The organism is Polaribacter sp. Q13, from assembly GCF_016858305.2.
Lineage (GTDB): Bacteria > Bacteroidota > Bacteroidia > Flavobacteriales > Flavobacteriaceae > Polaribacter.
Genome location: NZ_CP074436.1, coordinates 2141374 through 2157146 on the forward strand (window position 1 = coordinate 2141374; position 15773 = coordinate 2157146).

The window sequence follows — 15773 nt, forward strand, 5'->3', positions numbered from 1 at the left end:
CCAAATACTTAAAAAAGTATCTGGCATTTTCATTTCATATAAACGAGTCTATCCACATTTAGAAGAACCACAATCTTTACAAGTTAAACAACCTTCTTGATAAATTAAGTTTGTAGAATTACAATTATCGCAGGTATGTCCTTTTACTTCGGTACCATCTTCTACATAACGTTTTAAAGCACGTTGTACACCGTTTTTCCAAGAACTAATAGATTCAGAATCGAATTGTAAACTTTGTATTAATTCTACAATTTTATCAATTGGCATTCCATGACGTATGGTTCCAGAAATTAGTTTTGCATAGTTCCAAAATTCAGGATTAAATTTATGAGATAAACCTTCAATAGTAGTTTTATACCCTCTTTTATTTTGATATTGAAAATCGTATCGGGTAGTTCCTTTTTCATTTTTATTCTTAATAATAAATCCTTTATCTACCCAACGCGGAATTAGAATTCCGTCTTCATCATCTGCCAACCCTGTAAATACTTCATAAGGTCTTCCGTCTACCAAACCAACAAAGGCAATCCATTTTTCTTTTTGATTTTGAAAACGAACTACATCTGCTTCTAAAGTTTGTGGACGTTTCTTAGAAAAATTAGTTGTTGTAACCTCTTTCTTTTCATCCGCAGAAATTAAAACTCCAGAACGAGAACCATCTCTATAAACAGTTACTCCTTTACAGCCAACTTCCCATGCTTTTAAATACAATTCGCCAACCAATTCTTCTGTTACATCGTTTGGTAAATTAACGGTAACGCTAATAGAATGATCTACCCATTTTTGGATAGCGCCTTGCATTTCTACTTTGCTATTCCAATCAATATCATTAGACGTTGCTTTGTAATATGGAGATTGTTTTACCAACTCGTCTATTTCTTCTTGTGTAAAATTCTTAGAAGAATCGATGTTATTTACTTCCATCCATTGTTTAAAACGATGGTGAAAAACTACATATTCTTCCCAAGAATCTCCAACCTCATCCACAAAATCGATACGTGCATCTTTATCATTCGGATTCACCTTTTTTCTACGCTTATACACCGGCATAAACACAGGCTCAATTCCAGATGATGTTTGCGTCATTAAACTGGTAGTTCCTGTAGGCGCAATGGTTAACAAGGCAATATTTCTACGACCATGCTCTAACATATCATAATACAGTTTACTATCTGCTTCTTTTATTCTTAAAATAAAAGGATTCTCTTTTTCTCTGTCTGCATCAAAAATAGCAAATGCACCTCTTTCTTTTGCTAAGTTTACAGAAGCTCTGTACGTTTCTACTCCTAAAACTTTATGTACTTCTGTAGAAAAAACATTTCCTTCTTCACTACCATAACGAATATTTAAAGCCGCTAACATATCTCCTTCTGCAGTAATACCAATACCGGTTCTTCTACCCTCTTCTGCTTTATGTTTAATATTCATCCACAGGTTTCTTTCTGTAGCTTTTACAACTTCTTCTTCTGGATCTGCATCTATTTTTGCTAAAATTCCATCAATTTTTTCTAACTCTAAATCAATAATGTCATCCATCATTCTTTGAGCGATTACAATATGCTTTTTGAATAATTCAAAATTGAATGCTGCCTTTTTTGTAAACGGGTTTTCTACATAAGAAAACAAGTTCATAGCTAACAATCTACAAGAATCATACGGACATAAAGGAATTTCACCACAAGGATTTGTAGAAACCGTTTTGTAACCTAAATCTGCATAACAATCTGGCACAGATTCATTAATAATGGTGTCCCAAAATAAAATTCCTGGTTCTGCTGATTTCCATGCATTGTGTACAATTTTTTTCCAAATTTTAGTCGCTTCTATTTCTTTGGTATACACAGGATCCTTACTAAATGTTGGATATTTTTGCGTGTATTTACCGTCACTTTTTACAGATTTCATAAACGCATCATCAATTCTTACAGAAACATTTGCTCCGGTAACTTTTCCTTGCTCTAGTTTTGCATCAATAAAATCTTCTGCATCTGGATGATTGATAGAAACAGACAACATTAAAGCGCCTCTTCTACCATCTTGTGCAACTTCTCTTGTAGAATTAGAATAACGCTCCATAAACGGAACAATTCCGGTTGATGTTAATGCTGAATTTTTTACAGGAGATCCTTTAGGACGGATGTGAGATAAATCGTGCCCAACACCACCTCTACGTTTCATTAACTGTACTTGTTCTTGATCTATCTTCATGATTCCTCCGTAAGAATCGGATTCGCCATTGTTACCAATTACAAAACAGTTAGACAAAGAAGCTATCTGAAAAGGATTTCCAATTCCTGCCATCGGACTTCCTTGAGGTACTATATATTTAAAATCTTTAATAGCATCAAAAATTTCTGACTCTGTTAATGGATTGCTATATTTTTGCTCTACTCTTGCTATTTCTGATGCAATTCTCTGATGCATTTCATCTGGAGTGCTTTCGTAAATATTATCTGCAGAATCTTTTAAAGCATATTTGTTTAGCCATACAGATGCAGCTAATTCATCGCCTTTAAAATAGTTAAGAGCAGCTTTTAAAGCTTCGTCTCTAGAATATGTTTTTGTTGGAATAAGTATTGTTGAAGATTTCATTGTATGATATAGCAATTAGATTATTTTTTGTTCGATAAATATCCCACAAATGTACAACCTAAAAGATGACAATTATCATAAAGTTTACAAGAAAATAAATTAACACACTTAAAATCAATTAAATAAAACTTATGAACACAGAAAAGTTAACAAATAATTTAATTTTTATTAAAATATTATTGCGTAAAACAACATCGCTAAATATCAGCATTTTAAAATTTATTTAGACCGTTTGTATAAAAAATAAAGGACTTTTTGGGATAAAAAAAGACTTAAATAATACCATTTTTCAACTTTTTACGAGACACTTTTTTAAACTACAGAAAACCATAAAGTTTTGTGTTTTTATAATGATTATAAACAAGGATCATCTTTTATAATACCTACACCTAATTTAAAAAGCAATCTATTTACTTATAAATAGTAGCCCAAATTAAATTATTAAACAAAACAGACAGACTTGTCTGTTTTAAATATTTTATTATATATTTGCAATATGAAACATGGTGAAGTAAAAAATAGAATTACTGAAACAGCCTCCTTTTTATTTTATAAGAATGGGTATAATTCTACAGGTATAAACCAGATTATTGCAGAAGCTGGTATTGCTAAGGCTACACTTTATAATCATTTTAAATCTAAAGAAGAGATTTGTTTGGCCTATCTTCAATATAAGAATATCAATTTTATTGAAGATTTTGAAAAGTTCACCACATCAAAACCAAAAGGAACAGATCAAGTCTTAGCCGTATTCGATTTTCTTCGATTATTTTATCAAGATAAAGATTTTAATGGGTGTTGGTGTATTAAAACGGTTTCAGAAATACCAAAAGACAATGTGATTATTAGAAATGAAATTCAGTCTCAAAAAAACGAATTGATTGCACTTATCACCAGACTGACTGCCAACAATCTTGAACACCTAAAAAGCGAGCAAGTAAGTTCATTAGCAAGACAAATCTATTTACTTTACGAAAGTGCAGTAGGAGAAAGTCACTTACACCAGCAAGATTGGCCTATTATAGAGGCTAAAAATTTATGTGAAAAAATAATAACCTAAAAAAAATTTAACCCAAAAAAGACAGACTTGTCTGTCTTTTTTTAAGTAACAATTTATTATGAAAGAAAACAACACATCAAGCGATTATTCAAAACTAGAATTAGGCGAATTCTCCAATCTGACTGAAAATGTATTTCAACCAAGTCCAGATTTTAAATTAGATGGTAAAAAGTTTGTAAAAGATGAGTTAGGACTAACCAGTTCAGAAATATCGTTTAATACAATGGTACCACACACGGCAATTCCACTACTTCATAAACACAAAGAAAACGAAGAAATATATATAGCCGTTAAAGGGAAAGGACAATTACTTCTTAATGATAATTATTTAGATCTAAAAGAAGGAACAATTGTAAGAGTTGCAACAGATACAGAAAGAGCAATCAGAAATAATTCGGACGCACTTTTCTCTTTTATCGTAATACAAGCCAAAGAGAATTCATTTAAAGGAAGCAACATTTCTGACGGATACTTAATAGAGAAAAAACCAAATTGGAATTAATTAATCATAAAATAATAAATAAAATGAAAGAATTTACAAATAAAGTAGCCTTAGTAATTGGCGGAACAAGTGGTATTGGTAACGCAACAACAAATGCATTATTAGAAGGAGGAGCAACAGTACATGTTGTAGGAAGAAATACGGATAAAATTGCCGATGCAACCAACTTAATTAAACACACAGCAAACATATCTAACACAACAGAAGTTGATGCTTTAATAGCTGAAATTGATGGTTTAGATAACTTAGATTATTTGGTAAATGCTTCAGGAATTTTTGGCCCAAAACCATTTTTAGATCATACAATGGAAGATTATAATTCTTATTTAGATTTAAATAGAGGGTTCTTTTTCATCACACAAAGTGCCGCTAAAAAAATGAAAGCTACCAATGGAGGTGCTATTGTAAATGTAGGTTCTATGTGGGCAAAACAAGCTGTAAAAGCTACACCTTCTACGGCATATTCTATGCAAAAAGCAGGTTTACATTCGTTAACTCAACATTTGGCTATGGAATTAGCAGACGATAACATTCGTGTAAATGCGGTGTCGCCAGCTTTAGTAAACACGCCTGTGTATCATGGTGTTTTTGGAGGTGAAGAAGCTGCAAAAGAAGCATTGGTTGGCTTTAATGGTTTTCACCCAATAGGTCGTTTTGGTGAATCTGAAGATATTGCCAATAGTATCATCTTCTTATTATCAGACAAAGCGTCTTGGGTAACAGGTGCTATTTGGGATACCGATGGTGGTGTTATGGCTGGTAGAAATTAAAAACAAAAAAAGAGGTTATCTAAAAACGAAATAGAATAACGAGCTATCAAAAACACATTCGCTAAACAAAACAAAAAACTCCAACTACTTATAGAAGCAGTTGGAGTTTTAGTTTTAATATAATTTAAGAATGACTTGGCTTTTTAATATTCAAAAACGCCATACTCACTTGTAATTGTTAATTTTTTAGTTTCTGAAGCTTCTACTCTACCTACAATTTTAGCATCTACATTAAAAGATTTAGAAATAGCAATAATATCTTCTGCAATTTCTGGAGTTACATAAATTTCCATTCTGTGTCCGCAGTTAAAAACCTGATACATTTCTTTCCAATCCGTTTTAGATTGCTCTTGTATCAATTTAAATAATGGTGGAATTGGAAACATGTTGTCTTTTACAATATGTAAATTATCTACAAAGTGTAATATTTTTGTTTGCGCACCTCCAGAACAATGAATCATACCGTGCACTTTATCCGAAGAAAAATTAGATAAAATCTTTTTTATAATTGGTGCATATGTTCTTGTTGGAGACAACACCAATTTACCAGCATCAATAGGAGAATCGGCTACTGAATCCGTCAATTTTGTATTACCAGAATACACTAGTTCCTCAGGAACAGCAGCATCAAAGCTTTCTGGATATTTTTCGGCTAAATATTTATGAAACACATCGTGTCTTGCAGATGTTAATCCGTTAGACCCCATACCTCCATTATATTCAGTCTCGTAACTTGCTTGTCCAAAAGACTCTAAACCAACAATTACATCTCCTGCTTTTATGTTTGCATTGTCAACAACATCTGTACGTTTCATACGTGCAGTTACTGTAGAATCTACAATAATGGTACGCACTAAATCGCCTACATCTGCAGTTTCACCTCCGGTTGAATGAATGGTTACTCCAAATCCTTTTAAGTCTTCAATTAACTCTTCTGTACCGTTTATAATGGCTGATAAAACTTCTCCAGGAATCTTACTTTTATTTCTACCAATAGTAGAAGACAACATAATATTATCTGTTGCACCAACACACAATAAATCATCAATATTCATAATTAAAGCATCTTGTGCAATGCCTTTCCAAACAGAAATATCGCCGGTTTCTTTCCAATACATATATGCTAAAGAAGATTTTGTACCCGCCCCATCTGCATGCATGATTAAACAATAATCTTCATCATTTGTTAAATAATCTGGAACAATTTTACAGAATGCTTTTGGAAATAAACCTTTGTCTATATTCTTAATTGCATTGTGTACATCTTCTTTTGATGCCGAAACACCTCTTTGCGCGTATCTTTTAGAAACTTCTTTACTCATGTTGTTGTGTTGTTGTTGATTGCAAATTTAACTTTCTTTTATGTGGCATCATAAAAAAACCAAATGATTTTTGTCATTTGGATTTTAATATCTCATGTTTTAAGTAAAATTATTCCCAATCTGGCATAATTGCACTTTGAAACACTTCTTGACGACTATTACTTCCATCAATTGGTGATACAAATATTTTAGTATCCGAAATACCATCGTTAGATGTATTTACGTATATTATTTCTGCTTCATTTGGAGAAAGTCGGGGATCTAAATCATTACTTCCGCTTGGCTTTGCAATAAGTATTTCTGTTTCTGTCATTGTAGCTAAATTATATTTAAAAATTTTATTATCTAACCTTCTATAATTAGATGATTGAAAATCACTTACATCTTTAGTATAGATTAACAAATTACCATCAACAGATAAATTTAAACCTCCTAAAGCACCAATATTTGCAGACACTACTGTGTTTATTACTGTTCCACTCATATCAATTGTATAAATAGAACCATCATAACCATCAGAATTATTTGTTCTTAGAACTATTCTTGTTCCGTCACTACTCCAATCACATTCAGTAATTAAATGGCCATTTGTTGTTTTATATATTAATTGAAGACCACTACCATCTTTATTAATCATATACAATTTATCAAAACTTGGATAGATAAATTTATCACCCGTTGTTGACCAAGAAAAATCTACTTCATTTAAATCAAAAGTACTAACTGGTGTATCTGAAGTTACTCTTTTTACATCAGAACCATCTGGCTTCATTGTAAAAATATGTGCCTTATTATTATACATCCTTAAAAAAGCAATTAAATTTACAGTATTATTTTTTCTAGGCCTCCAAGAGTTTGAGTTAGATTCAGTTAATTGAACAGTGTTAAATGTATCAGAATCTTCATTTAAACTTGATGAATAAATTACATTATTCCCTCCTTCAACTTTAACATACATATACCTATTCTCTGTATTTTCTTTTACTGTAAATGAATTTGAAGCACTTAGTACTTCTGAATTTATATTATCAGTTACAGCTACTTGCCAAAAATATTTACCTCCAAACTTTAAATTAGAAACCACATAAGTAGTATCAGAAAGGCTTTGAACTGTAATCACATCATTATTAAAATCATTTTTAATATCTAATCTATAAGTTAGCTCATCATCATCTACACTAGAGGAAGACCAAACTAATTCAACTGTATTTTCCGTATCTACTGCACCATCAATTGGTAATAATAATTCTGGAGTTATCGGAGGACTATTAAGCCCCGTTTCTACCTGCATTTCAAAAACAACATTTACTGTTGCTCCTTCCTCTAAAGACACAGGTTCGAAACTAGCTAAAAAACCATCTTTAGAAGCTTCTACAGAATATTCATTTATAGGTGCTTCTTCATATAAAAACTCTCCATTAACATCTGTAAATGTTGTATTATTTGTAGGCGACAATGTTATTTTTGCATTTTCAATAGGCTCAAAAGTACTTGCTTTTACAACTTTTCCTGTAATTTTTCCAAATTCTACACCACTAATAGTACTATCTTCCCCGCAGCTTAAAAATAGGCTGACGCTTATAAGAATTAATATTTTTTGTAAGATTTTCATACTAATTTTTTTTTTAAAAATAGAAATTAATTCCCGCTCTAACATTCCAAATCTTATCATCTCTTTCTCCTCTTACTAACCCTTCTAAATTGTCTGATGCTAAAATATTTTGCTCTCCTCTAAGTATCAATCCTAATTTATTGGTTACTAAATACTCTAAACCAACACCATATTGAAATTTAAAGTAAGTAACATTTAAGTTTTTATTTGAGACAGAACCTAAACCAACATACGCATAAGGTGTTAACCTATCATTAGGTAGTAAATAGTATTCAAAATTAACATTAGAATCAAAAATTGATTCTTTAAAGATATTTTTATTAGAAAGCGTTGTAGAACCAACTCCTAAAGAAAATGCATATTTAGGATTTTTTAGAAAGTATTTAATCCGTAGGTCTGCCCCCATATTAAATTCTGCATCTGAGTAATCACCTACAATTTTAGACAATCCACCTGCAGCACTAATAGCCATTTCTCCTCTTCTTGACTCTTGTTTTCTATTAAACAAATCTGTTAACTCTACTTCATCTTGCTCTTTTTTGTAATTCTTTTTTACAAAATCTACAACTTTACTACCACCTTCTGGCTCCCATATACCATCAATAATACCTTCTGTAATTAATAGCTCTACAGCTTTATCAATAGCCTCTTTAACAGCTAATTGAGCCGGTTCATTTTTGGTGATTCCTGTCTCCACTTCTAACAGCCTTCTTAAAGATACATATTTAAATAAATTAGCAGATATACCTTGTGATAAAATAGTTTTAGAAACATATACATTTTTAAGAATTTGCCCCGTTGATGTAGAAACAACTCTTAAATACACTGTAATTCTATCTTGGCGATATTCTCCGGAAGCACCAACACCAAAGTAACGCAAACCAGAACCACCTGTAATAATATTAGAATCGTAAGATACAACACCACCTTCTATAATATAATTAGCAAATAATAAAGGTGGCATTTTTACAGGTTTATTGCCTCCCGCATATTCTTGCCGAGTATTTCTAATTATTTGTCTTTCATTTAATAAATTACCTATATTTTCTCTTTCAATTGGCGTAAACCAATTAGATTCTTCTAATGATTTTAATAGAATAGAAGTACCTCCTTGCGTAACAGCTGTGCTAAAAGTAGAACCATTTTCTACGGGTTTATACTGCCCAGTCTGATCTCTAAATTTATACACCCCAACTACTGTTTTATGTTTTGGTAAAAACCGCTTTATAACCATTTCTGGTGATGTATTTTCTCCAAGCCTAGCCCTTGATTGAGTTAAAGGTTGATTAAAATAAGCTCCACAACTAGAAAAAAACATTGCTACTAGAAAATAACATAGATTAAAGTGCTTTCTTTTCATAGATTTTAATTAATTAGTTAGGAATTGTTATTTGCGTTTGTTCTCCTGTAGATGTATTTAAAATACTTACACTTAACCCGCCAACTCCCGGAGTAACTTCTACAACTAAAGAACCATAAACATACGTTCCCTCTGACAATCCTTGATTACCAAATTGTTCTTGAAACAATCCTTGAGAGAGTGAATTTAATAATTGTCTGTTTAAGCTTTCTGTAAAATTCTCTATTTCTGAAGATTGACTAAACTGACTTGAACTTTCTTCTTTAAAATCATTTTGCGCATTTGCGGAAGCTAATAATTGTTGATACGCAAAAGAATCTCCTCCTCCAAAAAATGGACTTATTGATTTGTACACTAACTGTTGTGAAAATGAAAAACCTGTAACACAAACAAATAAAACGAATAATATTGTTTTTTTTCTCATAACATTTTACTTTTACATTTTACTTTTTTTCCTAAGTTCTTCTCTTTGTTTAGCATAAAAATACAAGCGTTCTAACGCCACTCTAACATTCGATTTTAAATACTCTTCATCTGGTCTTGAAAAAAACTCATGTATTTTAATATCTTCTGCTTCAACTACAATAATACTTGTTCTACCCATACCGGGCTTTTCTTTTATTTTTATTATAAAAGGATACTTTATTCCCGATAATAAATACATTTGATAAAAATAGTCATGATAATCTTTACCAAGCTTAGTTATTGCTTCATCTACAACTATTCCTTTAAGAAAAAAATCTTTCTCTTCTGTTTTTACTGCAATCTCTTGCTGTTTCTTTTTAGGTAGTATCCAAACTGAGTCTTTAGAGATTAATTTTTCGCGATATTTAACAAATAAATAAACCTTTAATTCTTCATCTTCATTTAAGTTAACTCTAATAGAAGAAACTTCCATTTTTTCATTCGGCTTTATAGAAAACTCTCCAGACTGTTTATTATTAGAATAGTTTCCACTTTTCCCTTTTTTTAGTGCTATTAAATTATAAAACAATTTATCTATATGCAATAACCCATCATTATTTATTTCTGCTTTTAAAGTAATAAAACTATCTTTTTTATCAACATTAATTTTCCCGTAAACATCATTTTCAGATTGACTGAAACCAACATTACAGTTTAAATATAAAATAAAAAAAACAATTTTAAAAAAATGCATTTAATAGTTTTTAATAATAAGTGACTGATAATTAACACCTTGATTATCAGTTTTTTGATTAATAACAGCTCCATTCATCATTGAATTTGTACCGTAAATTTGTAATGAATTAGAATTACCTTGTTGTAGAACACCAAAGTTTATAGGATTACTATTATAATAGTTAATAAAACTATAATAATTTTTATTTCCAACTTGATTTACATTTTGAGAAGTTTGGTTGGAACTCTTTATATCTGCAATATTTTCAAATCCAACTTGATTAAGCACCACACTATTTATATTCCCTGCCTGTTGTTGAAATAAATTATTTTGACTAACACTATTAACCAATAAGTTATTACTATTTAAAAGCAAAGAAGCATTATTTGGATTTATCTCAGATACGTTATTTGAAAAATAAGTAGGTAATTTTTCTTGTTGTGCAAAAACCCCATTAACATGTAAACTACACAAGAAAAATAGAAGAAAATACCATATGTTTTTAATTTTTTTCATAGTAGAAGGTATTAGAAGAATAAGTAAGGAGAAAAATTTCTCCTTACTTATTAAATTAATTTAATAATTTATTACTTTTAGTTACCAATTTGCTCAACACAAGCTTTATTAGCACCACCGCTTTGCATAACAGTACTCATATTACTAGATAAGTTAGCTGTTTGAGTAACAGTCGCTTTGTTTCCAGGAGTCCAAGTATTTGCACCCGCTACATTAGTTTGCGTAATTGCACTAGTGTTATTTCCTGCAACTGAATTTTGTGTTACACAAGCTAAGTTACTACCCAACCATGGAGTTCCAACAAAAGTTTGACTTACTGTAGAAGTATTAGAATAAGTACTTCCTGCAACAGATGTTTGATCTTCAGCAGATGTATTACCTGTTCCATTTTGAAGAGAATACGCATTATTATTACTACCTCTTTGCATTTGTTTTGCCTCGTTAAATGAACCTGTTTGGTCTATTTCTGCAACACTACCAGCAACACCGTTAGCTCCACTGTCTTGATCTTGTTCTGCATAGTTTGCTCCTAAACCTAAGAAACCAGTACCTACTTGCGTTACAGTTGCTGTGTTATTATCATAACGTTGTTTTTGGAAAGAAGTATTTAACGTTCCTGTTTGAAAAGCACTTGTAGTATTATCTTCTGAATACCCAACACCTACATCTTGTTTAGCATAATTTGCAATTCCTCTTTGCTCAACCACACCTGTGTTACGGTCTCCATCTTGCTTAACATCTGAATGATTTAGAGCACCATCTTGATAGATTCTAGCTTTATTACTATCTCCACCATTACCTGTACCCATATTTTTACCATCTTGGTCTACTATAGAGTAATTCCCATTTCCTACTTGATAGGCATTTGCCTCATTTGAAATACCATTTTGGGTTATATCACTCGTATTATCCACAGCTCCTCTTGGGCCAGACGTCATTTGTGTAAAAGAACAATCGTTACAATTTGCTTGTGGTGTTTGCGCAAAAAACGCTCCGGTAGCTAAACACATAGCCATAATTACTAATTTTTTCATGATAAATAATTTAAAATACGTTAGTTAAAAATTTAGCACATCAATCTCTATTCAAGATGAATTGAATATTGAGGTACTCTTAAAAATTTTTAGGGGTAATTAAAATTATTAGGGGGTAAAATGTTCTGTCATTAAAAAATAACTTTTCATTTTCAGTCAGCTCAATTAAGAGTTGTGGCAAACTATATAGTTTAATCTTCTACTTGTTATAACATTGTAAATATAAGAAATTATCAATCTAATTCCTAGAATAAATAAAGCTCTTAAAGAAAATAAAACACAATAATCTGTAAATCAGTAAACTAAAAATTAAAAAAGGATGAAAACACCTATAAAAACAGGTTTAAAAATGAATAATTCTCAATTTAAACCCATACTTTTTAATAGATGAATAATTTAGTTGCTATTTATTTAGTAAATAGCAACTCTCTATATTTATTAAGTGGCCATAAATTATCGTCTACCATAGTTTCTAACTTATCGCAATTATAGCGTATTTGCTCGAAAAATGGTTTTACTTTTTTACAATAATGTTCGGCACTTTTTAAGCCTTTAAGCTTGTTTGCTTTTCTGCGCTCGTCTACCATTTTGTTTACCAAAGAATTAATTTCGGTAATATGATTGGAAATAATCATAATTAACTCAATTTGTTCTTTTGCAATGTTTTTGTAATCGCCTCCAAATATTTCTTTTAAATTTTTAGTATTTTCTAGTAAGGTATTTTGATAAATAATTGCTGTTGGCACTACACTATTTTTTGCCATATCTCCCAAAATTCTACTTTCTATTTGAATTTTTTTGGTATAATCTTCTAAATCTATTTCGTATCTAGCTTCTAGCTCTATACTATTCATCACCTTCATTTCTTCAAAGAGATCAATTACTTTTTTGGTAATTCTTACTTTTAAAGCTTCTGGTGTTGTTTTGTTATTACTTAATCCTCTTTTTTTGGCTTCTTTTTCCCAAGCTTCGCCATAACCATCGCCTTCAAAACGAATTAATTTAGAATCTTTAATATATTCTCTTAAAATATTAAATATAGCTTCGTCTTTTTTAAGACCTTTTTCATCTATTAAAGCATCTACTTCAATTTTAAATTCTTTTAATTGATTTGCAACAATGGTATTTAAAACCGTCATTGGTTTGGCACAATTTGCCCAAGAACCTACAGCTCTAAATTCGAATTTATTTCCTGTAAATGCAAATGGTGATGTTCTGTTTCTATCTGTATTGTCTAATAATATTTCTGGTATTTTACCAATAATATTCAGTTTTAAATCTGTTTTTTCTTGTGGAGAAAGTTTCCCTTTGGTTACGTTCTCTAACTCATCTAAAACGGCCGATAATTGTTTACCAACAAAAACGGACATGATTGTTGGTGGTGCTTCTTTAGCTCCTAACCTATAATCATTACTAGCGGTTGCTACGGAAGACATTAACAATTCTTCATACGTGTAAACAGCCTTTATTGTGTTTACAAAAAAGGTTAAGAATTGCAAATTTTTCATGGGTGTTTTACCCGGACTTAACAAATTTGTTCCGTTGTCTGAGGTTAAAGACCAGTTATTATGTTTACCCGAACCATTAATATCTTTAAAAGGTTTTTCATGAAACAAAACTTTAAATCTGTGTCTTCGTGACACTTTTCCCATCACATCCATAAGCAAAGAATTGTGATCTACCGCTAAATTTGCTTCTTCAAAAATGGGTGCAATTTCGAACTGATTTGGTGCAACCTCATTATGTCTTGTTTTTACAGGAATGCCCAATAACATACATTCTTGTTCTAAATCTTGCATAAAACTCATTGCTCTAGCAGGAATAGTTCCAAAATAATGATCTCCTAATTGTTGCCCTTTTGCTGGTGTGTGCCCAATTAAAGTTCTGCCTGTAAATTGTAAATCTGGTCTAGATAGTATTAAAGCATCATCTATTAAAAAGAATTCTTGCTCCCAACCTAAGGTTGCATTTACTTTATTCGCATTTTTATCAAAATATTTACAAACTGCAGTTGCATGTGTATCTATAGCTTGCAAAGCTCTTAATAATGGCGTTTTATTATCTAAGGCTTCCCCTGTATACGCTACAAATATCGTAGGAATACAAAGTGTAGATTCGTAAACAAAAGCGGGTGATGTTGGATCCCAAGCCGTGTAACCTCTTGCCTCAAACGTGTTTCTTATTCCACCATTAGGAAAACTAGAAGCACCTGGTTCTTGCTGAACCAACTGTTCTCCATCAAATTTTTCCATAGCCAAACCTCCGTTGATACATTCAAAAAAAGCATCGTGTTTTTCTGCCGTTGCACCTGTAAGAGGCTGAAACCAATGCGTATAATGCGTTGCTCCTTTAGACATTGCCCAATCTTTCATACTAACCGCAACCTGGTCTGCAATTTTACGATCTATTTTAGTTCCAACATCAATTGCATTCATTACACTTTGGTAAGCTGCGTTCGTAAGGTACTGTTGCATAGCGTATTTATTAAATACATTTTGACCAAATAGTGTTGATCTTTTTTCAACTTGAAGTATTTTTAATGGACTTCTATGCAAGGTTTCTTGCAAAGCACTAAATCTAATCCTTGACATATTATGAAAATTTTCTGCTTATTTTTAACTTTAAACAAATATACCCTTTAAAAATTAGGGATAAAATTATTCTTTATTGATTTTAAACATTTTACCCCTCTTTTTTTTGATATCTGATGAAAATAATTGATTTTTGTAAAAGAAACATCACATAAACACTAAAATATTATGGCAAAGATTAAATTAGAATACATTTGGTTAGATGGGTATTTTCCTACTCAAAACCTTAGAAGTAAAACGAAAGTTGAAGAACATGAAGACTTTAAAGGGACTATTGAAGAATTAGGCCTTTGGTCATTTGATGGTTCATCTACAAAACAAGCTTCAGGAGGTGCTTCTGACTGTATTTTAAAACCAGTTGCTATCTATCCAGATCCACAAAGAAGAAATGGATATTTGGTTATGAATGAAGTAATGAATGCTGATGGAACTCCACACGAGTCTAACGCACGTGCTACTATTGAAGATGATGATAACGATTTCTGGTTCGGTTTTGAACAAGAATACTTTATAATGGATACAAGTACAGATTTACCATTAGGTTTCCCAAGAGGTGGTTACCCAGCTCCACAAGGAATGTACTATTGTTCTGTTGGTGGTAAAAATACTCACGGACGTGATTTCGTAGAAGAGCATGCAGATATATGTATTGATGCTGGTTTAAACTTTGAAGGAATTAACCAAGAAGTTGCATCTGGACAATGGGAATACCAATTGTTTGCAAAAGGAGCTAAAAAGGCAGGAGATGAGATTTGGATTTCTAGATACCTATTAGACCGTTTAACTGAAGGTAGAGGAATGTACATTGAGTACCATCCAAAACCATTAGGAGACACTGATTGGAATGGATCTGGAATGCATGCTAACTTCTCTAATTCAATATTAAGAGAATGTGGTTCTAAAGATAAGTACATCGAAATTTGTGAAGCTTTCCGTCCAGTAGTAAAAGAACACATTGAAATTTATGGTGAGTTTAACGACCAACGTTTAACTGGTAAGCATGAAACTGCTGCAATCACTGATTTCTCTTGGGGTGTTTCTGATAGAGGAGCATCAATCCGTATTCCAATTATCGTTGTAGAAAAAGGATACAAAGGATGGCTAGAAGATAGAAGACCATCTTCAAACGCAGATCCATATAAAGTTGCTGCAAGAATTATTAAAACTGTAAAACCAGTTAAATAATCTTACTACTTTTAGTAAAATATAAAGAGGTCGTCTAAATTATTTTTAGACGACCTTTTATTTTTTTATTATTTTTAGATTATGAATC

At 31.4% G+C, this 15773-nt stretch carries 13 protein-coding genes; 4 read left to right on the top strand and 9 right to left on the bottom strand.

The annotated features are described in order from the left end of the window. Window positions 1-48: 48 nt before the first annotated feature. The gene (locus JOP69_RS09055; protein ID WP_203394165.1) at window positions 49-2592 is read right to left on the bottom strand and encodes an adenosylcobalamin-dependent ribonucleoside-diphosphate reductase; all 2544 of its coding nucleotides are present in this window, start codon (window positions 2590-2592) and stop codon (window positions 49-51) included. Between the two features lie 496 nt (window positions 2593-3088). Between JOP69_RS09055 and JOP69_RS09060 the strand changes: the two genes are divergently transcribed. Genes JOP69_RS09060 through JOP69_RS09070 form a run of 3 tightly spaced genes read left to right on the top strand, consistent with a single transcriptional unit; the run spans window position 3089 to window position 4924 of the window. Continuing rightward, on the top strand, window positions 3089-3652 hold the full coding sequence (locus JOP69_RS09060; RefSeq protein ID WP_203394166.1) for a TetR/AcrR family transcriptional regulator: 564 nt from the start codon (window positions 3089-3091) through the stop codon (window positions 3650-3652). Window positions 3653-3710: 58 nt separating this feature from the next. Next, complete coding sequence (locus JOP69_RS09065) at window positions 3711-4154, top strand: cupin domain-containing protein (RefSeq protein ID WP_203394167.1); 444 nt, start codon at window positions 3711-3713, stop codon at window positions 4152-4154. Between the two features lie 23 nt (window positions 4155-4177). Continuing rightward, window positions 4178-4924 (top strand): SDR family NAD(P)-dependent oxidoreductase, encoded by a 747-nt coding sequence (locus JOP69_RS09070; protein ID WP_203394168.1) that lies wholly within the window; start codon window positions 4178-4180, stop codon window positions 4922-4924. 143 nt (window positions 4925-5067) lie between these two features. Here JOP69_RS09070 and JOP69_RS09075 read toward each other — a convergent pair whose 3' ends face one another. From JOP69_RS09075 to JOP69_RS09110, 8 genes are all read right to left on the bottom strand, one after another. Beyond that, window positions 5068-6246, bottom strand: a complete 1179-nt coding sequence (locus JOP69_RS09075; RefSeq protein WP_203394169.1) for an AIR synthase related protein — start codon at window positions 6244-6246, stop codon at window positions 5068-5070. 109 nt (window positions 6247-6355) lie between these two features. Continuing rightward, the gene (locus JOP69_RS09080; RefSeq protein ID WP_203394170.1) at window positions 6356-7858 is read right to left on the bottom strand and encodes a carboxypeptidase regulatory-like domain-containing protein; all 1503 of its coding nucleotides are present in this window, start codon (window positions 7856-7858) and stop codon (window positions 6356-6358) included. Between the two features lie 13 nt (window positions 7859-7871). Beyond that, window positions 7872-9218, bottom strand: coding sequence for a CsgG/HfaB family protein (locus JOP69_RS09085; RefSeq protein ID WP_203394171.1), 1347 nt, complete (start codon window positions 9216-9218; stop codon window positions 7872-7874). A gap of 13 nt (window positions 9219-9231) precedes the next feature. Then, on the bottom strand, window positions 9232-9642 hold the full coding sequence (locus JOP69_RS09090) for a curli assembly protein CsgF (protein ID WP_203394172.1): 411 nt from the start codon (window positions 9640-9642) through the stop codon (window positions 9232-9234). A gap of 12 nt (window positions 9643-9654) precedes the next feature. After that, the gene (locus tag JOP69_RS09095; RefSeq protein ID WP_203394173.1) at window positions 9655-10377 is read right to left on the bottom strand and encodes a CsgE family curli-type amyloid fiber assembly protein; all 723 of its coding nucleotides are present in this window, start codon (window positions 10375-10377) and stop codon (window positions 9655-9657) included. Beyond that, window positions 10378-10875 carry a hypothetical protein gene (locus tag JOP69_RS09100; protein WP_203394174.1) on the bottom strand — a complete coding sequence of 166 codons (498 nt, stop codon included), beginning with the start codon at window positions 10873-10875 and terminating at the stop codon, window positions 10378-10380. A 77-nt stretch (window positions 10876-10952) separates the two neighbouring features. Beyond that, window positions 10953-11909, bottom strand: a complete 957-nt coding sequence (locus JOP69_RS09105) for a hypothetical protein (RefSeq protein ID WP_203394175.1) — start codon at window positions 11907-11909, stop codon at window positions 10953-10955. Window positions 11910-12316: 407 nt separating this feature from the next. Further along, complete coding sequence (locus JOP69_RS09110) at window positions 12317-14500, bottom strand: glutamine synthetase III (protein WP_203394176.1); 2184 nt, start codon at window positions 14498-14500, stop codon at window positions 12317-12319. Between the two features lie 168 nt (window positions 14501-14668). Here JOP69_RS09110 and JOP69_RS09115 point away from each other — a divergent pair, with 168 nt between their 5' ends. Next, window positions 14669-15685 carry a glutamine synthetase beta-grasp domain-containing protein gene (locus JOP69_RS09115; RefSeq protein WP_203394177.1) on the top strand — a complete coding sequence of 339 codons (1017 nt, stop codon included), beginning with the start codon at window positions 14669-14671 and terminating at the stop codon, window positions 15683-15685. Window positions 15686-15773: the final 88 nt, after the last annotated feature.

Bases quoted from the DNA above. Each gene is read 5' to 3' on its own strand.
- JOP69_RS09055 (WP_203394165.1), bottom strand. From the start codon at position 2,592: ATGAAATCTTCAACAATACTTATTCCAACAAAAACATATTCTAGAGAC.
- JOP69_RS09060 (WP_203394166.1), top strand. From the start codon at position 3,089: ATGAAACATGGTGAAGTAAAAAATAGAATTACTGAAACAGCCTCCTTT.
- JOP69_RS09065 (WP_203394167.1), top strand. From the start codon at position 3,711: ATGAAAGAAAACAACACATCAAGCGATTATTCAAAACTAGAATTAGGC.
- JOP69_RS09070 (WP_203394168.1), top strand. From the start codon at position 4,178: ATGAAAGAATTTACAAATAAAGTAGCCTTAGTAATTGGCGGAACAAGT.
- JOP69_RS09075 (WP_203394169.1), bottom strand. From the start codon at position 6,246: ATGAGTAAAGAAGTTTCTAAAAGATACGCGCAAAGAGGTGTTTCGGCA.
- JOP69_RS09080 (WP_203394170.1), bottom strand. From the start codon at position 7,858: ATGAAAATCTTACAAAAAATATTAATTCTTATAAGCGTCAGCCTATTT.
- JOP69_RS09085 (WP_203394171.1), bottom strand. From the start codon at position 9,218: ATGAAAAGAAAGCACTTTAATCTATGTTATTTTCTAGTAGCAATGTTT.
- JOP69_RS09090 (WP_203394172.1), bottom strand. From the start codon at position 9,642: ATGAGAAAAAAAACAATATTATTCGTTTTATTTGTTTGTGTTACAGGT.
- JOP69_RS09095 (WP_203394173.1), bottom strand. From the start codon at position 10,377: ATGCATTTTTTTAAAATTGTTTTTTTTATTTTATATTTAAACTGTAAT.
- JOP69_RS09100 (WP_203394174.1), bottom strand. From the start codon at position 10,875: ATGAAAAAAATTAAAAACATATGGTATTTTCTTCTATTTTTCTTGTGT.
- JOP69_RS09105 (WP_203394175.1), bottom strand. From the start codon at position 11,909: ATGAAAAAATTAGTAATTATGGCTATGTGTTTAGCTACCGGAGCGTTT.
- JOP69_RS09110 (WP_203394176.1), bottom strand. From the start codon at position 14,500: ATGTCAAGGATTAGATTTAGTGCTTTGCAAGAAACCTTGCATAGAAGT.
- JOP69_RS09115 (WP_203394177.1), top strand. From the start codon at position 14,669: ATGGCAAAGATTAAATTAGAATACATTTGGTTAGATGGGTATTTTCCT.